Annotated in this window: 15 protein-coding genes; 2 read left to right on the forward strand and 13 right to left on the reverse strand. The window is 42.1% G+C overall.

The window, feature by feature from the left end; genetic code table 11:
* Positions 1-39: 39 nt before the first annotated feature.
* Together sbcD and PluTT01m_RS20135 are read left to right on the forward strand one after the other, a co-directional pair.
* Positions 40-1,275: an exonuclease subunit SbcD gene (gene sbcD / locus PluTT01m_RS20130; protein ID WP_011148047.1), complete on the forward strand. Its 1,236-nt coding sequence runs from the start codon at positions 40-42 to the stop codon at positions 1,273-1,275.
* Positions 1,272-4,958 (forward strand): AAA family ATPase, encoded by a 3,687-nt coding sequence (locus tag PluTT01m_RS20135; RefSeq protein WP_011148048.1) that lies wholly within the window; start codon positions 1,272-1,274, stop codon positions 4,956-4,958. The genes sbcD and PluTT01m_RS20135 overlap by 4 nt, the downstream gene beginning before the upstream one ends.
* Positions 4,959-5,388: 430 nt before the next feature.
* Here the strand turns inward: PluTT01m_RS20135 and PluTT01m_RS20145 are convergent, their stop codons facing one another.
* From PluTT01m_RS20145 to PluTT01m_RS20210, 13 genes are all read right to left on the reverse strand, one after another.
* Complete coding sequence (locus PluTT01m_RS20145; RefSeq protein WP_011148050.1) at positions 5,389-6,303, reverse strand: Rpn family recombination-promoting nuclease/putative transposase; 915 nt, start codon at positions 6,301-6,303, stop codon at positions 5,389-5,391.
* A gap of 2,257 nt (positions 6,304-8,560) precedes the next feature.
* Positions 8,561-9,310, reverse strand: coding sequence for a creatininase family protein (locus tag PluTT01m_RS20160; protein WP_041380331.1), 750 nt, complete (start codon positions 9,308-9,310; stop codon positions 8,561-8,563).
* Between the two features lie 17 nt (positions 9,311-9,327).
* A complete protein-coding gene (locus tag PluTT01m_RS20165) occupies positions 9,328-10,197 on the reverse strand; it encodes a beta/alpha barrel domain-containing protein (protein WP_011148052.1) in 870 nt (289 codons plus the stop codon).
* A gap of 96 nt (positions 10,198-10,293) precedes the next feature.
* Positions 10,294-10,782 (reverse strand): hypothetical protein, encoded by a 489-nt coding sequence (locus PluTT01m_RS20170; protein WP_011148053.1) that lies wholly within the window; start codon positions 10,780-10,782, stop codon positions 10,294-10,296.
* 129 nt (positions 10,783-10,911) lie between these two features.
* On the reverse strand, positions 10,912-12,654 hold the full coding sequence (locus PluTT01m_RS20175) for an aminotransferase class III-fold pyridoxal phosphate-dependent enzyme (RefSeq protein ID WP_011148054.1): 1,743 nt from the start codon (positions 12,652-12,654) through the stop codon (positions 10,912-10,914).
* Between the two features lie 50 nt (positions 12,655-12,704).
* A complete protein-coding gene (locus PluTT01m_RS27010) occupies positions 12,705-12,848 on the reverse strand; it encodes a hypothetical protein (RefSeq protein WP_157866907.1) in 144 nt (47 codons plus the stop codon).
* Entirely contained in the window at positions 12,841-14,694 is a 1,854-nt protein-coding gene (locus PluTT01m_RS20180) for a condensation domain-containing protein (protein ID WP_011148055.1), read from the reverse strand. The genes PluTT01m_RS27010 and PluTT01m_RS20180 overlap by 8 nt, the downstream gene beginning before the upstream one ends.
* A 257-nt stretch (positions 14,695-14,951) precedes the next feature.
* Positions 14,952-15,083 (reverse strand): hypothetical protein, encoded by a 132-nt coding sequence (locus PluTT01m_RS27965; protein ID WP_255562346.1) that lies wholly within the window; start codon positions 15,081-15,083, stop codon positions 14,952-14,954.
* Between the two features lie 83 nt (positions 15,084-15,166).
* Positions 15,167-15,754, reverse strand: a complete 588-nt coding sequence (locus tag PluTT01m_RS20190) for a condensation domain-containing protein (protein WP_011148057.1) — start codon at positions 15,752-15,754, stop codon at positions 15,167-15,169.
* 545 nt (positions 15,755-16,299) lie between these two features.
* Positions 16,300-17,814: an MFS transporter gene (locus PluTT01m_RS20195; protein ID WP_049789846.1), complete on the reverse strand. Its 1,515-nt coding sequence runs from the start codon at positions 17,812-17,814 to the stop codon at positions 16,300-16,302.
* 48 nt (positions 17,815-17,862) lie between these two features.
* Complete coding sequence (locus tag PluTT01m_RS20200; RefSeq protein WP_011148059.1) at positions 17,863-18,468, reverse strand: DUF1062 domain-containing protein; 606 nt, start codon at positions 18,466-18,468, stop codon at positions 17,863-17,865.
* A gap of 470 nt (positions 18,469-18,938) precedes the next feature.
* Positions 18,939-19,712 carry a ribonuclease T2 family protein gene (locus PluTT01m_RS20205; protein WP_041380332.1) on the reverse strand — a complete coding sequence of 258 codons (774 nt, stop codon included), beginning with the start codon at positions 19,710-19,712 and terminating at the stop codon, positions 18,939-18,941.
* A gap of 84 nt (positions 19,713-19,796) precedes the next feature.
* Positions 19,797-21,752, reverse strand: a complete 1,956-nt coding sequence (locus PluTT01m_RS20210) for a bifunctional 2',3'-cyclic-nucleotide 2'-phosphodiesterase/3'-nucleotidase (protein WP_011148061.1) — start codon at positions 21,750-21,752, stop codon at positions 19,797-19,799.
* Positions 21,753-21,928 lie beyond the last annotated feature (176 nt).

The following is a 21,928-nucleotide window of genomic DNA, read 5'->3' on the forward strand; positions in this document are numbered from 1 at the left end:
TTATAATCATGCTTCACTTTAACCAATGACGGCGAAAATATGCGTATTATTCACACTTCGGACTGGCATCTTGGCCAATATTTTTTTACAAAAAGCCGGGCTGCTGAACATCAACATTTTCTGCGCTGGCTGATTAAACAGATTGAACATTATCAGGTCGATGCATTAATTGTTGCCGGAGATATATTTGACACGGGTTCACCACCTAGCTATGCCCGTGAACTATATAATCGCTTTGTCGTTGAACTACAACCGACCGGTTGTCAGTTAATTAGCCTTGGTGGTAACCATGATTCAGTAGCAACATTAAATGAATCAAAAGAACTCCTTTCCTGCCTGAATACCACCGTTATTGCTCACGCAGAAAAAGATCAACAAAAACAGATAAAAATACTCACCACCAAACAAGGCAATGCCGGTGCAATTCTTTGTGCAGTCCCTTTTCTGCGGCCAAGAGATATTATGATCAGCCAGGCTGGTCAGTCAGGAGAACAAAAACAGCTCGTATTACAAGAAGCTATTGCAGAACATTATCATCGACTCTATCAGCAAGCGTGTGAATTACGTGATGAATTGAATTTACCCTTACCTATCATTGCTACCGGGCATCTGACGACCGTTGGCGCCACTGTTACAGATTCGGTGCGGGATATTTATATTGGTACATTGGATGCCTTCCCGGCGCAAGCTTTCCCGCCGGTAGACTATATTGCGCTTGGGCATATTCACCGGCCACAAATAGTGGCTAAATCTGAACATATTCGCTACAGCGGTTCCCCTATTCCTCTTAGTTTCGATGAAGTCGGGCAAGAGAAAAGTGTCTGTTTGGTGGAATTTACCCAAGACAAACTGGAATCCATCAAGCTTTTACCCATTCCGCAATATCAGCCCATGCAACTCATCAAGGGCAACCTGCAACACATTGAACAACAGTTGCAAACTTTTAATGACTATCAAGGAGAGCAACCCGTCTGGCTGGATATTGAAGTTGCAACCCAAGATTACCTCCATGATATCCAGAAAAGGATTCGATCAATGGTTGCCGAGCTTCCTGTCGAAATCATTCTGCTACGACGTAGTAAAACACAACAACAAAATAGGCTAGCACAAGAAAACAGGGAAACTCTGACAGAACTTAGCGTTAACGAGGTTTTTGCCCGACGGCTTGCACAATCAGCACTCGAAGATGAAGAACATAAAAAACGTCTGACCACCCTTTTCGAACAAACACTGAACGATATCTATCAGGCTAAAAACAAGGAGGAGCAGGCATGAAAATTTTGAGTTTACGGCTAAAAAACATTAATTCATTACAAGGTGAATGGAAAATTGATTTCACAGCAGAGCCGTTTGCCAGCAGTGGTTTGTTCGCCATAACCGGCCCGACCGGTGCGGGTAAAACCACCTTATTGGATGCGATCTGCCTTGCGCTTTATCACGAAACCCCACGCTTGACGATTTCTACCTCACAAAATGAGCTGATGACCCGACACACTGCGGAATCATTGGCTGAAGTAGAGTTTGAAGTGAAAGGTGTCGCTTACCGTGCTTTCTGGAGCCAACGGCGAGCGCGTAATCAACCCAATGGCAACCTGCAAGCCCCTAAAGTGGAACTCGCCCTTAGCAGCAGTGGTAAAATTCTGGCCGATAAAATCCAAGATAAGAAAGAAAAAATCATTGAAATTACTGGATTAGATTACGGCCGTTTCACCAAATCCATATTGCTATCCCAAGGAGATTTCGCGGCTTTCCTCAATGCTCAGCCAAACGAACGGGCTGATTTATTGGAAGAGTTAACCGGCACTGAAATTTACGGAATTTTATCCCAACAAATTTACCAACAACATAAACAAGCACAATCAGTGCTGGATATTCTGCAAGCCAAAGCATCTACCATTGATTTGCTAACGGCAGAGCAGCATCAACAATATCTGGAACAACAGCAACAACTCACCCATGCAGAATCACAACTCAATCAGCAGATAAAAACAGTGCAACATTCGGCGCAATGGCTGACACGTGAAGAAGAACTTGAGCAACTCGTCACTGAAAATAACGCTATCTTACAGCAGGCAGAAAAAGCGCTTACTCATGCAGAGCCGCAACTGCAAAAACTGGCTAACAGTGAACCCGCAGAAACACTGCGCCCATTGCTGGATGATAAAAACCGAACACAATATGAACATCAGAGAACCAGCAAACAGTTGGAAGAGATGCATCAGCAACTTCAACAACTGCAACAGACGCTCACACCGATACAGCAAAAGGTGGCTCATGCAGATTCTGCCAGAGCAGAGTATCAACAGCACCGGCAACAACAAGAAAAGCTGATAACAGAACAGGTGATTCCATTAGATCATCAAATTGCGGTACAGATTAAAGAGCTCAATCTTACTCAGCAACAAATCAACGAACAGAAAACGGTGCTTGAAAACCGTTGTCAACAATATGACACAGCAAATCAGCGCGCCTTATCATTCACCAATCAAAGAAAACAACTGGAAAACTATTTCGAACAACAACCTTATCATCAATATTTCGGTGAAAAACTGGCTTTTTGGCAACACCAATTCTCGTGGCGGCAAGAACATCAACAACAAATTGACCACCAAACACAAAAAGTAGGCAAGCTCACTGCCGAAATCACGCAACTTAGCAATAACCTGAACAAACAAGGGGAAGACTTAAAACAACAAATTGAAAATAACCAACCGCTGGAACTGGCATTTGAACAGGCCAAGCAACAATTTTTTACTCTGCAAAAACAATATTCGCCAGAGAAATTAAAAAAACAATTAACTCAATATCAGGAACAGCTACCGCTGCAACATAAACTGGAGATCCTGTCGCCACAAATCTTACAATTACAAGCCGCTATTGCCAGTCATCATATTCGCTTACAACAACCGGAAAAATTATTAAAAGAATTTCCTGTTCAAATTGAATCCATCGATAAACAACTCTCAGACAAACAGCAACATTTATCCGATCTTACTCAACGTATTCAGTTAGAACAAAAGATTGTCAGTCTGGAAAAAGAGCGGGCACAGCTCAAGGAAGGTTCTCCTTGCCCACTATGCGGTGCTGAACATCATCCTGCAATTCAGGCTTATCAAAATATTGAACTGCCAAAATCAGAACAACGGTTAAAAGATTTACGCCAGCAATTTGAAGCGCTGCAAGCCACCAAAATATCATTGGTTAATAAAAAAGAGTTCCAACAGCAAGAATACGACCATATTTTACAAGAAATTACTGATGCTGAACCACGATTGAATATATTAACGCAACAATGGCAGGAAACTTGCGCAATATTACAGACCGAAATTTCTCTTTCAGATAAACCCGCTCTTGAACTATTTGTGCAACAAAACCAATCGGCTCATCGGCTTTGCCAAACTCAATTAACCGAATTTGAACTGGCAGAAAAAACGTACCAGAAAACAGAAAAAACAGTGACCGCTCATCAAGAATACGTTAAAGAAATTGAACGAAATATTGAACTGAGTAAGCATCAACACAATATACTGAAAAAACAGTTATCTGAATTGCAACCAGAGATACAACAACAGCAGCATAAACTAACTGATGTCATCGAAAAAATGACGTCAGAATTACAGCAATATAATTTATCCCTGCCAATGCTGAATGATACTGAAAACTGGCTGCAACAACGTAGAGAAGAGTGGCAGATATACCAAAACTGTCATGAAAACTGGCAACAGATCCAAAAAGAAGAAGCGGTCATTCAAAATCAAATTGAATCATTGCATAAACAGAAAGAAGAATATCTCTCCCATCTAAATAGGCTTAATCAAACAGCTCAACAACAGAAACAGCAACTCGCAGAGACACAACAACAGCGCCAACAACTATTTGGTGAACAATCCGTTACGGAAATCACTCAGGCATTACAACAACAATCTCAAAAGCTTGAGGAAATGCACAAACAAGCATTGTCACATCTGCAACAAGCGCAATCCAGCATCAACCAACTGACCGGTGCCATTCATGAGACAGAAAAAAACGATAACCAGTCTGAGCAACAAAAACAGCAGGCAGAACAGAATTTCAATGCTGCATTAGCAAAAAGCCCATTTGCCGATCAGCACGCCGTTGAATCAGCGCTGTTATCGCAAGAGCAACGTAAAGAATTGCGACAACTTAAAGAACAGCTTGAACAACAGCAGATACAAGCCAACGCCCTATGCCAGAAAGCAGCAGAAACCCTGCAACAACATCGGAAAAATCGCCCTGAGTTACTTAATCAATATACAAAATCACAACTGACCGAACAGTTGGAAAACATGACTGATGAGCTAAAAAGAAACACCTTACAACAAGGAGAGCTGAAAAACCTGCTTGGTAATGATGCAATACGCCGTCAACAGCAAAAATCCTTATTGGAAGAGATCAGCCATTGCCGACAAAATTATGATGACTGGAGTTATCTTAATAACCTGATTGGTTCGGCTGATGGTGCTAAATTCCGTCGCTTTGCTCAAGGATTAACACTGGATCATTTGGTTCATCTCGCCAATCAACGGCTGAAAAAATTGCACGGACGCTACGATTTGCAACGTAAAAACAGTGATGGTCTTGAACTACAAGTGGTTGATACCTGGCAAGCCGATGCTATTCGTGATACCAAAACGCTTTCCGGTGGCGAAAGTTTTCTGGTCAGCCTCGCCCTGGCTTTAGCACTATCTGATTTAGTCAGCAATAAAACCTGTATTGATTCACTGTTCCTGGATGAAGGCTTTGGCACACTTGATCCAGAAACCCTTGATATTGCTCTTGATGCACTGGATCATTTAAATGCTTCCGGTAAAACCATAGGTGTTATCAGCCACATTGAAGCTATGAAAGAACGGATACCTGTACAGATTAAGGTTAAAAAAATTAATGGGCTTGGGATAAGTAAACTCTCACCTGAGTTTCGTTATGATCAACAATAGCGGAAAACAATAAATAAAAAGTATTTCCAAAGTGAACTGAATGCCGCCATTTTTTCCTTGAAAGGGTACGCCCGCCAACATAAGGCGGGAAGGAAATTTCGATAAAGCATTACTTGCTGGTTTTGAATGTACTGCGTGACTTGCTCTTGCCAACATATACCCTATGGATTAATTTCACAGGTAATAAGGAATATGCAATAGGAATAATAACTACTACAACAGAACGAGTATTTGTTTCCACAAACAACTCACCTAATCGCGCTCCCCATGTTATTAGGGTGTCATTTCGTCCTCTATAAAGTTGCTTGAGTATGACCGGTTTCAGCTTCGCCGGGCAAACGTAAAAGTCCCTCGTATAGCCATCATCCTGAATAAGAACAAAAATGCCGATCTTGAACATCGGCATTTTGCTGTAAAAGAGGAGAATAATTTAATGCTTTAACGCTTCAATTTTATCCCGGCTCAAACCAGTACTGGTGACAATAATGTCCAAACTCACGCCATGCCGTAACAAGGCACAAGCCGTTTCCAGTTTACCTTCTTCTCTACCTTCAACTCGGCCTTCAACTCGGCCTTGTTCGCGCCCTTTTTGTTCAAGCTGTTCTGCAATAGTCATCAACATCGTTTCATGCTCCGGAGATTGTTCAATCAGTTGATGGACAAATTGTGAGAGATCCGGCGTATGTCCATTCAGTAAAATATAGCGTAACACCACATTGCGCTGCTCAGTTGTATTATACCCCGCATTCAAAAGTTTCACCAATTGAGGGACCCATTCCAGCATATCCCGGCAGCGAATATGTTTTTGCACCAGTTCCATCAGGGCTACCCCTTTATGTGTCAGGATCTCTTCATCGCTGAGCACACTGACGTCCACCAACGGAAACTCCTGGCAGTATAAGCGGGCAGCCTGTTCAGGGAACGTAAAACAATCCAGCCACCGGTTTGAGTAAGGATAAGGACGAACCTCACCATGATAAAACAGCAAAGGCACCACCAAAGGGAGTTCAGTATGACCTTTTTTCAGGTGGGCCGCCATAGCTGACATGGCATAACCCATCAACCGCCAGGCCATCAACGGGTCAGGAGTGGACTGATGCTCAATCAGGCAATAGATATAACCTTGTCCCCGAGCTGTTTCAACCGAGTACAGCACATCACTGTGCAGTTGACGTAAATGCCGGTCCACAAAACTGCCGGGTTCCAGTTTCAATGTGGCTAAGTCACACAACGACTGGACCTCTTCCGGCAGATAAAGGTATAAGAATTCCCTAGCCGTTTCAGGCTGCGTTAAAAAATATTTGAATAATACATCATGGTGAGGCCGTTTTTCTTTCTTTGCCACAATCTGTTTCTCTATTTATCTATTTATCTATTTATCTATTTATCTATTTATCTATTTATCTATTAGTCATCGCCACTTATTATAAAAGCTATAATATCTCTGGAAAACTCGCAATCAAGTTACAAAAAACATTTTCCCAGATTTTCTCAGGCAAGTCTTTACCGAATGCATTAATATAAGATGCCTAAAGAATCAAATACCAGCAAAGAAAAAACGAGGAAACATTATATTTACAACAACTACTCAATGAAAGTTATTGGTAGATTCACATAATAAGTGCAACATCGTTAATCCGGAAGTAAACATACTCGTATTCCCTTAAATCATTTTCTTGAGGGTTTTTATACCTATTTACCATAATAAATTATTTAATTACTTTATAAAAAAGTTTATTTTCCGATTGAAAACGTTATTAAAGCCAGTCCCTTTAAGAAAACAGATTGTCTGATTAATCTATACTCTATGGATTTCAAGATGCATCGCGACGGCAAGGGAGTCAATCCCCGGGAGCATAGATAACTATGTGACCGGGGTGAGCGAGTGCAGCCAACAAAGAGGCAACTTGAAGGATAACGGGTATATTCATATTGTTATTTATTTTCCCTGATTACATAAGCATTAACAGAGTCAAGTTTTTTCACTGATGGATTTATGATGGACAGGTTTTAAACTGTTATTAAAACACATTGTTTTAACATCGGATTTTAAGCGATATAAAATTTTAAATGGTATTTTTACCACTTTCGACGGCCGATTTCTGTTAAGTTTAATCATACTCGCTATTCATTTTTACTGATCATGATAATCACTTATCTGTTTAATCATTCATTCTTTTTTATCCATTATTTCCCAACGCGCACTAATACTGACCCTATTTTACCGACAATCTTGAGTGGTTTTAATAAGCCACACCCTTTATTTTTTGATAAATCAGCCAGTAAATGGCCTGATGATATAAGGATATCCCTTTATGTTTTTTCAGATAATTAACTCAACTATTATAACTTAAACCCTATTAAACTAATCTATCAACCAATTTTTTATTGCGTTATTTTTATAGATTTTCTCGCAAAATAACAACGAAAAAGCATCTGAATATCCTCTTGTTAGTTATATAAAATTTTTAATAGCTCCGTATTATCACTTTTAAATAGTTGTATCAGGTTAGGTAAACGTAAAATAATCGGAGGATAGCATTGCCGATAAATGTATTAAATATGACAGAGAGTCAGCCGTTTTTTAGCCACTCTGTATTTTTTAAATCTGGTATTAATGAATGCACCTGTTTTTTTCAATCCTTAACTAACTAATCACCGATAAAAAGCAGCTTGCAATTGCCCATAAGTGAACATGCAAGTAAAAAGATAAGTTTAACCTTGTTAAAAACATGATAAACCGGCCTGGAACAGGTAAATAATTCTATTTTCCATCTCGTATTTAACGATGCCATTTTCATTAAACTGATACTTTCCATTTAACTGATACTTGGTTTTTTTCATTTTTACTTTAATAATTCTATATTCCTTTTTCTACACTTAAAAAACAGAAAGAGTAAATGATGTGTTAATGGCATTAAAATCAACGCATATACCCTATGGATTTCAAGATCATCGCGACGGTAAGGAAGTGAATCCCCGGGAGCATAGATAACTATGTGACCGGGGTGAGCGAGTGCAGCCAACAAAGAGGCAACTTGAAAGATAACGGGTATATTTCTTTAATCATCTTTAATGATCTTAATCTGGTTAACCTGAAATTTTATCGGCTTTATTTAACGATTATCTCTGATTTCACATAAATTTCATTACATCCCTGTAAAATAAACTTAAAACCTGCTTTTCCTGATTTTTTCTCTTCCAATGCTAATATAGCATCGAATTTTTTATCCTCTGAAAAATAACCTTAACCACTTCTTTTTATCTTTGATGATTAAAGTTTTTACCTGTTCTTTCATAATACGCTTGCCAATTTCTTCCAGATTTTAAAACTACACTGACAGATAATTAACGATTTAACGATTTAACGATTTAACGATTTAACGATTTAACGATTTAATTTTAATGGTTTAATAGATTAAAAGCCATGTAATAAGTCACTTACAACTATTTATAAACCTTAACCGCCCAACTAACTCACCGGCGGCTAAGGTTACTCATACAATTATCTATGTCTCTATTACTGTAAAAAATTCTCTCACTAAAATGAAAGTCCCAGTAGCCTGGGCAAAATCGAAAAAACACCGCGATATTACGACGGATTAATCCGCAGTAACCAGTTCCAGTATTTGCTGCCTGACATGCTCGAAAATGAGTTCGCCAATCTCCGCACTCGAACCGGATGTTTTAGAAAGAACGCCTCTCGTTGAAAATTCTTTTTTAATCGGTACTTGATAGATCCCTGCACGTGGAGGTTTATCGTGATCAGGTCGCTCCGCTCTCACTAAATCCGGGCGTAAATGCAACATTAAACTCGTTTCTGTTAACCCTGCATGCTCAGCATGCCAACCGGGAAAATCAACTAAATGTTCACGAGTCCAATCATCAGATACCAAACTCCACCAGCTAAATACGATAACGGAACGATCGTTAAAATGCCCTTCTGCCCGTAATGCATCTACTGCTTCGAAAATAAAACCTTCATTCTCAAAATGACCATTAATGATCACCAGTTGCTTAAAGGGTAGTGAACACAAGCTCTTAATGGTTCGGCTGATATAAGCGGTAAATGTTGATCCATCCAGGTAAACTGTGCCGGGAAATTCAAGCCCTCCACCACTCTGTGGCAATGATCTGGCAGACACCGGCTGTACCGGTAAGGTGAAACCATTAATATCCTCCGCCAACACGCGGGCAAAGGCTTCTGGGATCACGGAATCCACATTCAACGGCAGATGAGGCCCATGCTGTTCAATCCCGCCAATCGGCCATATCAATGTCTTACCTTCAACTGCGGTTAAAACCTGCTCACTGGTCAGTTCCGCAAACTCTCTAATTTTTTTATTATTCATGATGTTATCCCTTTTCCTCATCCTTTTTCTGACGTCATGACTTGCGTATATTCATGAACAATGCGCTGCAATGTTTTATACATATGCCGATGAAGCGCGGTATAAACCTGCACCGTATTCGCCCCTGCCAGTAGGTATTCATGAACATCATTACCATCCTGTACGCCTCCCGACCCAAGTATTGGAATCGTCACCCCTCGCTTACGCAGGTTATAAATAGCGGCAAGCACCATTGGTTTAATCCCCGGCCCAGAGTATCCGCAAACCCCATTAAGCAGCGCTTCACCATTCGCTGTGTCGAATGCAATTCCTGAAATGGTATCGCTCAAAGTTATCGCATCAGCCCCCCCTTCTACCGCAGCTTGAACACGCCCATACAAATTATCGCCAAGCGAGAGTTTGACCGCAAAAGGGGTGTTCGTTCGCTCCTTCACCACTTTAGTGTAGTTGAATACTCGTTCTGGTGTATCTTCCGTGAAGTCGTCCGCATGCAAGCATGAAATGCCTAACTCCAAAGGGGCATCGGTCACTGCCGAAATACGAACAGCCAATGAAGCTAACGCCTCAGGTGATTCCGCATGGATAGAAACGATCACCGGAAGTTGTTCTTCCTTAAATTCACGGAGAAGTGTTAACCAATATTCAACGGTTTTCTTCGAATATGTCGTATTGTTCAGCATCCCTGTACTGAATAAATAGGTCTTTTCTGTATGCAATTTTTCCGAGCGCGGATAAATCGTTTTTGTCACAACCGCCCCTGCGCCGTGAGCGATAAACTGGCGAATATTTTTAGCTTGATCAGAAAGCAGACCCGACCCAACAATAATTGGGTTTTTTATCTTCATTCCTAAAACATCATAGGTTGGTTCAATAACTCGATTTTCCATCGTCACTCCACAAATTACCCATTCAAGCAAACTCGCTATTAACCCGCCTTTCCATTCAATAGAAAGGCGGTATATCCTCAAAAAGGTGATCAATAGCTACTCAACTGCAAAATTCCTGAAAATCTCGCCAATCTGTCCCGGATTTTGACGGAAATCGTGAATATCCAATTTCGACACGTTGCAAATATGCTCTAATCCCTTTAACAAATGACTACCACCATTCACAATCGGTAGTTGAGTGATCAACAAGACGGGCCGTTTCAGAGCAGAGGCCCAACCAAGTTCAATATGTGTACCGTCAGTACGCAGTAATTCATCACCTTGATGAACCGGAAGAATCGGCATGAAAAAATCACACTGCTGCATCCATTGGAAATCCCGTTTCGATACCATATCTGGCGTATAACTAGGTGTATCAATGCCAAATTTCTCAGTCAAATGCGCCGAAAATACATTACCATTCAATGCCTTCACCGTCTTAATCGCCAGTTGGATAGTCGTTCTCAACTCCTCATGAAAACCGTTATCACAAATTGCAAATTGAATCGGCCCACCAACGAAAACACTTTTATTTGCCAACGGCATAACGTTCCCCTTAATTTTCATTACTCAACAGACTATGAGCCGTCGTTTCAGAACATCGAACTCAGCACAGCCAGAGGATAGGATGCTTAATCATTCAATAAGTTATTGCTCACAACAGGCCAGTTTGATCTAGCTATATCGAGGAAGCAGGTTGTTTTCCTCAAGTTCATCCAAACTATCCACAAATGCCAAATAAACTTTTTCCAGATGAGTGTCATCATGCGCATCAGAGATAAACCAGCAACGCCATTCCCAAATATAAACCCCTCTCATCAATAGGTTGTAGTAAAGCAAATCCATGTTGTCGCGATGCATTAATCTAAAAAATGAGGAAAATGATCTTGCCTCGATAGGAACCCGACGGCTTAAGAACAGTTGGTTCAAACGTGAAACAAACGATTCAGTACGCTGAGTCAGTACCTTGGTAAAAGTTTCCCCTCTCCTCTTGATCTCTTGCAAAGTGGCTTTCGCAGCAGTCATGCAAAGCGGATGTTGAAAATAGGTCCCACCAAAGAATGTCGGCTCCGCTGCGGGGAAACTATCATCGTTGAAATTCCAGTTTCCACCGTCAATCGAATCAAGCATCTTCTTCCTACCCGTAATGACGCCCAGTGGCATCCCACCCCCTATCGTTTTGCCATAGATCACAATATCTGCCTCAATACCGAATAACCCCTGGATACCCGCTGGATGAGATCTGAAACCTGTCACGATTTCGTCAAATATCAGCAGAATATCTAACTCCCTGGTCACTCGACGCAAATGTCGCAAATAATCTGGATTGCTCAATCCTGGGTCACGCGTTGGTACAGGTTCTACCAGCACCGCAGCGATATCAGTTCTATTGGTTTTGAGAAACTCAATTGCCTCATTGGAACCAAACCCAAACACCGAAACATCAGCAACCATATTTTCAGGTATGCCCACCGAAACGGGTTTTGTCGCATTAGCTTCATCATAGTCACCCGCTCTAGCCAGTACGGCATCCCAATGCCCGTGGTAACTGCTAGAAAAGAGCACAATATGATTACGGCGAGTGAGCGCCCGTGCTGCCCGAACCGCATTCATCACCGCTTCTGTTCCACTATTGACGAAAGCAACGCGATCCATGCCGGTAATCTCTTTGATAAGTTCAGCCACCTCTAAGCCTATCTCATGCCGAGTTCCCAAACCAAAACTGTTGTCTATTTGTTGAGTGAGCGCTTTAACTACAAAGGGTGGGCTATGGCCAAACAAATGCGCACCAAACCCCATCGTCATATCAATGTAATCATTACCATCAATATCCTTGACAACAGGTCCGGCAAATTTGGTGCAGACAATCGGGTAAAGTAGCTCTTTTATCGAGAGTTTAAAGCCAATTCCAGAACGGCTATCGGCAATATTTTTACGTACCGCTACCGAATGAATTTTTGATTTAATCGTTCGCTCGTTATATTCAGATATAAATGAAGCCAGATACTTTTTTCTCTCCTCAGATTCAATCGATGGTGCACTTCTCAACATCCATTGGAAAAAGCGTTCTTTATTAATCGGTGGAATATCTGACGTATCGGATTGTTCAGACCTTTTTTCCTGATCAGACAAGACGGGTTGAGTAACCGAATGGTTATCTTCCACAACCCTGTTTTTACCCACCATCAAGATATATTCACTGAGTTGACGAACTGTTTGTAATTCTGCGAAAAATTGCCGCACTGAAAGTTTTACACCAAATTGTTTATGGATGGGCTCTAATGCTTCGAATAACAAGAGTGATTCCGCCCCCAATTCAACCAGCGGTATTTCTAGTTTTATCTCTTCTTTCGATAAACCAAATGTCTCTGCAAAAATAGTGATTATTTCTCTCTGAATAATTTCAATATTACTCATATCAACCTCACTTTCCTCAAAATGAAGACGATCTCTACCGTTTTTACAGCTCAGATTGCCGTTCTTTCAAATGGATAAGTTGGCAGCGGGAGCCATTTACGATATTCGCTCTGGTAAAAAATATCCCAATTGATACTTCCCCCGGCCTGCCAGACAGAGGCAGGCGAAATATACATCTCTTGCAGTTTACTCAATTGAGGGGTCACCACTGTCGAACAGATCAATATCCGGCAAACGCGAATCGACAGGTAACATAGGCGCGGGTCTCAACGAACTGATATCTGTCAATTGCCCCGCTTCAATCAAGCCGTTTAATGCTCTTCTATCAATTTTGTTGTGAGCATTACGCGGCAATTCATCCGCCAGCATCATCCTACTGGGCAACATGTAGATGGGGAGATAAGCCTTGAGATGATCACGAATAGCGGACTCTTCGGGAAGGTTATCCTTATTGACAGGGACGAATATTGCGACTAAACGATCGAGTCCTTCGTAAGATTCAACGATAACAGCGGCGTCCGCAATAGCATGATGACGATTGAGGCAATCCTCAATCTCAGCAATCTCAATTCGAGAACCAGAGACTTTTACTTGGTCATCTACACGGCCACAAAAATGAATTCGTTCCCCATCCCAATAGGCTAAATCACCGGTTTTATACATACGTCTATGATGAATATAGGGATCAGCAGTGAAACACTGAGTAGTCAACTGTTCATCAGGCGCTGTGACAAGCGCTTCAACCACCAGCTCAAAGCGCTCTGCAAATATCTGAAGACCTGAATGTGAGAAAAAATGTTTATCCGCTTTAAACTCACATCTTAAGTGGGAACCGGCATCCACAAATAGCAGTTCAATATCAATCTGGCCTTCCTGCTGACAAACCCTGAATGGGGAAATAGTCCGTCCCGCCCATGATACCTGAACAGAATCGCCAGCCATCTCCAGCGCCACCCAACGCGACTGCTCTACATGCCCTAGCATATTCACCATTGCCTGAAACAATGGGTTACGACCATCATTTCGTTCCGCAGCCAGGTGTTCGACCATTTGGCTGAGACAAAAATTTCGATTATCAAGGGCCGATAACAATCGCTCCTTCGCTGCTAATAGAAAGTGGTGAAATGTCTGATCGACGGATAAACGTATGGGTAATACATTAAACAAACAGCCGATAATGTGCCGATGAACCGAGTGACGCATCGACACCGGCACCCCCATAACGATATCAGCAGTTTTTGTCTCTCTGGCGATGTAAGCACTCCATGCGGCCAACATGACTGTAAAGACCGATCCACCTATTTTTGAAGCAAGCCGCTTGATTTTTTTGGTTGTCTCTTCACCAATACTAAACAGAACGGATGACTTGTCATTAGCGCCTTTGCGCCAAAAACTATCCCATTGCAATACGTCTGGCGGCTGCTTTAAACATTCACTCCAATAAGCTTTCGATTCCTCCGCCGCTTCACTTTGGTAATACTTCCGTTCTTTGACAGCATAATCCTTAAAATCCTCAGCGGGCGGTAACCAGGAATCGTCATCTTCGCCAAGTCCAGCCAGATAATAGTGTTCAAGTTGATCCAACATCAGCCCCAGTGAAGTAAAATCCGACACAATATGGTGAACACACATATGTAAAACGTATTCTTCCGCGCTGACAACGTAGATACCGAAACGCAGACACGACAATTTTTCTAATTGAAAAGGGATGGAATGAAAGCTCTGAACGGCATCTTCAAGCGCCTTCTGGCTCAAGTTCGTTGCATCGAAAACCTCCAATGCCGGCGGCAAGTGTTCATTAATGACCAACTTTGGTTCGCCATTCACATTAACGAAAGTGCTTCTCAAGGTGGCATTCTTGGCAACGAGCTGGTTAGCCGCATAGCGAAAAGCATCGATTTGAAACGATCCGTGAATACGGAATGCCATGGAAATATTATATTTGGAATCGCCAGGGGTATCATTGTCAATGAACCATAAAGCGCTTTGCTGCATGGACAGCAATTCTTCATCACCAATCTGTGGGCAATCTTTATACATAACGTGTCAAGCTCCATAAATACTTAAACAGTATCCCCACCCTCTGGCTAAGCCAGCCTCGTTACGGAGTCAGCTCTTCTATCACTATTTCAGTTATCGCCTGACGTTGCTCTTCATGGGAAAATTTCTCAGGCGTGATCATAACCTCATCACTTTGTGCATTTACATGATAAGCGGGGCATCTTCAACAACGCTTGCCAGATGGTAGATCCCTCTAAAGAGTGGTCAGTTCTATCTGGCATTCAACTCCCTTCTCCTCAATCAATTCCAGATTCTCCGATCATTTCCAACCAAAGTTCCATCAAACGAGGTGGTAAAATCTGTAGATGACAATCTGGCCTGGAAGAAATAGTGACCTCCATCGTATCGGCATAGATCTCTATATCCATGCTCAATGGTATCTCTTGCGCATCTTCATCGGGTTTCCCAATACCCCACAAAATGAGGACTGACCCACAACAGCATATTCAGGCTACCCTTCCCAAAAACAGCCGCTAGCGCCTTTTACGATTTGCCGATGTTGTTCATACAATTCAGCACAAAATTGCTCATAATTTGTGGCATTTTCAAGCGCAAGGGGCTGACCATTCACTGACATTCTGTATGCCTTTGAAAGATCTCGCCATAAGATTCTGCTGGAAATACCGTCACAGACCAGATGATTGAATATCAATACCAATCTTTGATCACGGGCACAATTGCCATCAAACAAGCAATAACGCAATAACGGCGGATTTGCCAAATTCATGGCAGCCCTAACCTCAGCAATGTAGTTTGATATTAAGCGTCGGCGATCACATGGACTATCGGTTTGCTCTCTAACTTCAAAAACCTGATGCAATAATTCACGGCTAGGCGGCACGAAATCCATCTTCATATTCATCCCGCTACCAACAAACCGTGCTCTCAGAACAGAATACTTATGCAATAGATATTCAATCGCTACCTTAAGATGTGCCGGTGCCAATCGCTCCAAGGGCATTAATACTTCACCGACACACAACTGATCAACGCTCAGCGAATATCGCAAATCATATAATTGCCCTAATTGAACACGCATAATATTCACCTTTCCATTGCAAGCCCTGCGGGCAGAAACGAAATTAAAACGTTATGCAGACTCAATACTCTTCTGCATACAAATTAGTCGAATAACACAGCGTTTACTTTTGACTACCAGAGAAAGCGAACATGCAGAGTAAAAAAACGGGAATTGATAGCCCGGCTACCCACATGGAATGATAATTAGCGTCATTTATTAAGGTATTAAAAACACAGTGACGATTTTAAAAGTAGCAATAAAAAAATAAACCTCCACGAATCAATCCAGATATTTGAGCTGGACCAAAATAATTAATACATTATTACTATCAAATAAGTAATTTGGTTAATGTTTTGTTTTAACCATACCCTCACTTTACGGCTTTTATGAACTCTTCTACATATAGATAGAGAAAAGAGGCCGCCCAGAATACTGGGTCGAGGAACTTACCCGACTAGCCGCCAGTGTGTTGGGTCAGGGAACCAGCCAAAAAGCGGTTCCCTTATTCAACCATTAGTTTCCTATTAAGAAACGATGAGTACAATCAATCCGGCTCACCGATTTCACTGACGATGAATCGCAGCATGAGATGTATTACTCAGTGAGGAGCGGCGGAAATTGAACCACACCAACGCCGCCATCATCAGAAGAAACAGGGACGCAGCACCCATCACAGAAAAAACAGCATCGTCAAACGCTGACTTAGCAAGGCTGACCAAAGCCTGCCCCGCATCCGGAGCCATCTCTTTTGCCGCAATCAATGCGCCATCAATACCATCTTTAGCCACATCGTAGATAGGAGAATCCACTGGAATTTCAATGAAATAGCTATAGATAAATGACATAATGCTACCCATGATCGCAATGCCCAATCCCCCACCCAATTCATAGGAAACTTCTTCAACGGACGCCGCCATCCCTGCCCGATTAGGCGGTGCTGCCTGCATGATAGTACTGGATGCCGCAGTCATTGTTGCTCCAAGACATGTCCCGAGCGCAAAAAAGCAAACTATCTGCAAAGGTAGCGGCGCTGAAAAACTCGCCATGAGCGCCAGTATGGCAATGGCATACATCAACAACGAGGTTATAAGGAAGCGTGCACTCCCTAAGCGAGGAAGAACCCAACCACTCACAGGACTTGCAACAATCGCACCCAATGAGAATGGCAGAAAATAGAGCCCGGATTGCAAAGGCGTTAATGATAATACCAGTTGCAAACGCTGGCTTAACACCAGATTAAGGCCCATCAAACAGGCGGAAGCCACCAGCCCGGCGATAACCGCAGATGAGAAGGCCGGGCTTTTGAACAGGTCAAAATCAATCAACGGATGCACACTGCGTTTTTGCCGTCGAATGAACAACGTCAGAAAACCTATCGTCAGAGTGGAAGTTATCAATATTCCGATATAAGAAGGCTCCCGTTTGGCAAATTCTTTGATGGCATAGGCGAAGCTTATCAAGACAACCATGATCTGCAATGAGCCAATAAGATCCCACGGGTGAGACGAATCTGTTTTCGCTGTTGGGACAAACAACCACGACAGAATGAGTGTCAAAATCACCAGAGGAACGTTGATCAGAAACACTGATCCCCACCAAAAATATTCAAGCAATACACCGCCAATCAGGGGACCTATTGCCGCGCCGCCAGAAGCAACCGCTGTCCAAATCCCAATGGCAAATGATTTCTCATCTTCATCTTCGAATGTCAAAGCGATAATCGACAGTGTGGCAGGCATCATGATTGCCGCCCCAACCCCTAATAATGCCCGAGAAACCACCAACATTTCTGGCGAATAGGAGTAGGCCGCTATCAAGGATGAGAAGCCAAAGATGATGAGACCATAAACAAACAACCGTTTATGCCCGATGCGATCTCCCAAGGTACCCGCGCCTAGCAACAACCCAGAGACGACAAGAGGATAGATATTCACTATCCATAACTTTTCCGTTGTATTCGCCCCCAAACTGTGGGTCAGACTCGGTAACGCGGTATATAACACGGTCATATCGATAGCAACCAGCGATAACGCGACTGAAACAGCAGTGAGCACCCACCATTTTTTTATCGTATTCATTTCATTCATTTTTACTGCCTATGTCATCTCCAGGAAATCTGGCGTCATTTAGACGCCATAATTATCATATTCTTGCAATAAATTGTTAACGTTAACGCTAAGAGTGATATCACGTTTCAACTTTTTGTTTAATTCCGTTTCCGTTACCCCCTGAATAGCGCCTTGCCCAACAAGCTTCTCCACTCGACTACGTGACAATGCGAGCTTTTTGGTCAAGATTGAGATCAACCTGATAGGAATGGGATATTCAAGCTGTATTGTGATCTCTGCCGCTGGAATTTGAGCGATGTCCTGAAGCTTTTTACCTTCGATGATAAAGTCAGGAGCAGTGCCGAGTTCAGCTCTATTTTTTGCCAATACGCGGTAATCAAATGCATACCGTCGTATTTCATCTTGATCATTATGCAAAAACCGTTCATACAAATTGCTTTCCAATTTGTTGACATGAATCCTGGAAAAAATATCAATATTCCAGGTGTAATCACATTTCTCACATTTATAGATACTCCACACATCTAAGACTTTTTTCTGCGCATTAACCCTAAAAGTGCCGGCTGGATAAAACTCCTTTTTTACTTCACAGCCAGGGCAACGTTTCAAAATGGCCTGATAGCCTACGGGCCTTACTAACCAGATAACATTTCTATTTGTCATGATAGATCCACGTTTAAATTGGTCAAGTTAGCTACGGCTAAATTGGTCAATTTCAGATCTGATTTTGATGGCATTCTATAACATCAGATCTTGAAACCCTTTATCAATTCGTTGCTTAGGTGACAGAAGACAGAAGACAGAAGACAGAAGACAGAAGACAGAAGAACTTGACGTGAATTGCTATAAGCCTGCAAGCAATATTTTTTCTGGGCAGTTTTCTGCATCAGACGCCGTTTATTTCGGGATATCATCGCCATTATATACCCTATGGATTTCAAGATGCATCGCGACGGCAAGGGAACGAATCCCCGGGAGCATAGATAACGATGTAACCGGGGTGAGTGAGTGCAGCCAACAAAGAGGCAACTTGAAAGATGACGGGTATAGACGATTAAGAGAAGGCAAACCTGACCCACGTTACCGCAGGTCAGGCACATCACGGTGATTTTCCTTTATAGAAAGGAGAACCATCACAACTCACGCTTTGGACAATCAATCACGTCGAAATTTTTGCTGTAGCAAATGTATAATTCATCACGATTGATCTGAATGGTTTTTCCCTTTAACGATGGGTTATTTTTCTGGAGGAATTTAATTAACTGCTCATTAGATGGGCGATCACTCGGCAATACCAATCCATCAAACAGTTCTTGCTGTTTACTGAAAAACTGATCTGGCGTTGTAAACGCGCAAACACCATGTTTTTCCCACTCACTTTGTAACAAATCTGCCCCTGGAGAAGCGCACAGATAAGGTTTAATCACCTGATAATCCAGTGGCGGCAAATCCCCTTTGCAAAGACGTGGATGTTTTCTGACATCAGACCAATCACGGCACTGCGCCATTGATTTACTATCACAGGTTTGCGCCCACAAGCCGTGAATCACCCAACTAAATTTGTTTTCGGAGAAACATTGCAATTCAAACTTTTCATATTCACGCTGCGCTTCAGCAAGTTTGTTACTCTTTTTCAGGCGCTCAATATTCTTTGCTTTGCCCTTACAAAATGCAGGAGAATAACTAATAGCCAGTTTGAAGTAATCTGTCGATGCGGTTGCGTTCTGACCATAACGATCACCTTTAGCAACATAGTCATAATCTTTCGGCGGAGTAGCCGGTAAGATACAAGATGCCCCCTCTTCCAATGTTGATAGAGACGCCAACGAGTCAGTCACTTCTGGTTGCTTCGCACAACCCACAATCAGTAAAACGAATATTGCTGATAATAAATTAAAAAAACGCATCTTCATTCCTTTATGGGAAATTATTTCCCTGTTGATGGTAAACAAACAAAAACCTGCCCAAATTAGGGCAGGCGACTATTAAAATTATTTTTTTTCAGTCAGATCAATTTGATACACCGCAAAACCGATCTCATCATTTTCCAAATATTTCACTGGATATTGAGAAAATGCTTTGATGAATTTCGCCGCTTTCTCACTTGGAGACGTTTCGAAACGGATATCCAATTTCTTGTCAGTTTTGATTGGCATAATCGACCAGTTATTCTCTGCTTTGGTCGTTACTATCCCTTTCTGTTTAGACATTTTGACAATGTAAGCCGCCAAAATAGCGCGGTTCTCATCCGGTGAAGAGAATGCGATGTGATCTTCACCTGTGCCAGCAAATTTACCGCCATAGGCGCGGTAATTATTGGTAGCAATGAGAAATTTAGCGTGAGGATCGATCGGTTTACCTTGGTAAGTCAGCTCTTTGATACGATTCGCCCCTTGATGGATGATCTGGCAATCAACGTCGTATTTAGCAGGTTGAGTCAGATCAATCTTATAATTCACGCCACTTATCATGTCGAAGTTATAAGTACGGAAGCCGCTCCAATTCAACAGATACTGCGGCTGAGTTGAATTTGGATCAATCTGGTTATACATGCCGGCCGAACACTCCAACCATTCAATCACATCAGCACCGGTGACTTTCACAACAGCCAGTGTATTGGAATAGAGATACAAATCTGCTGCGTTACGAAAGGTTAAATCACCTTTTTCAACTTCAACAAACTCTGCGGGTGCATTTTTACGCCCGCCAACTTTGAATGGTGCCGCAGCGGCCAGAACAGGAATATCCGCTAAATCGGGATCACCTTGAATAAAATGCCGCGTGTAATCGGCTTGTGCATCATTCACAATCTGCACTGTCGGGTCACTTTGAATCAAAGCCAAATAGCTATACATATTGGCAGACGCTTTGCCAATCAATTTACCGACAAAACCCCGCGTTCCCTGATGAGCTTGCCCAATAATTTTTGCCAATTCACTATCACGCTCAACCAGTGCCTTTTTATTCACTTTGTCATAAATCGGGCGCGCTTCCGCTTTGGCTTCCGTCACTTTCCAGGCCCCACCCTCGTTGTCGATAACCATATCAACAACACCTAAATGATCACCCCATTGGCCGGGCATAACAGCCGGAATACCGTTAACCGTACCTTTGGCAACATCAACGCCTTTAATATCGGCAAATTCTTTGCTTGGAAACACACCGTGTGAGTGACCAAACATAATCGCATCAATACCTTTAACTTCACTCAAGTAATAAACCGAGTTCTCAGCCATTGCCTTATAAGGCTCCTTGGAAAAACCGGAATGAGGAATAGCAATAATCAAATCTGCCCCCGCTTTTTTCATTTGAGGAACAAATTTTTTCGCGGTTTCAGTGATATCGTTAACGACAACTTTCCCATCCAGATTGACCTTATCCCAGATAACAATCTGTGGCGGTACAAAACCGATATAGCCAATCTTGATGGTATGATTTTTACCCTCCCGGTCTTTTACTGGCGTATCAACAATAATATAGGGGGTGAAATAGTTCTTACCGGTTTTCGCATCCATGATGTTGGCATTGATATAAGGGAACTTCGCACCGGCAATGGCTTTTTTCAGATAATCCAAACCAAAGTTAAACTCGTGGTTACCAAAGTTACCCACGGTATAACCCATTGTATTCATTAACTGATGTGCTGGATGAGATTCCCCTTTTTTAAGACCTTTTGCGGCCACGTAATCAGCCAGTGGGCTACCTTGAATCAAATCACCGTTATCGACCAGAATGGTGTTAGAGGCTTCTGCTTTGGCAGCTTTAACTAAACTCGCTGTGCGTACCAAACCAAATTGTTCTGTAGGTTTATCTTTAAAGTAATCAAAATCAATCAGATTACTGTGAACATCAGATGTTTCCATTACCCGCAAATCAACTGTTGCAGCATGGACATTACATGCGACCAATAAGGTTAATGTGGAGACTTTCAACACATTGTTAACCATTTCACACCTCTTTTTTAGGTAGTTTTGGAGGATTCAAAATTAGCTCTCCTACTATCACTGTCAACTTACAAATACAGATGAGCGTCACCTATCTTTTATTTTCATAAGCTGGATTGTCGCTGTACACATCATCATATGCCGTTTCAACGAACAAACGCAGGCTATTGTACTGAGAA

The sequence above is a fragment of the Photorhabdus laumondii subsp. laumondii genome (assembly GCF_003343245.1).
In the GTDB taxonomy this organism is placed as follows: domain Bacteria; phylum Pseudomonadota; class Gammaproteobacteria; order Enterobacterales; family Enterobacteriaceae; genus Photorhabdus; species Photorhabdus laumondii.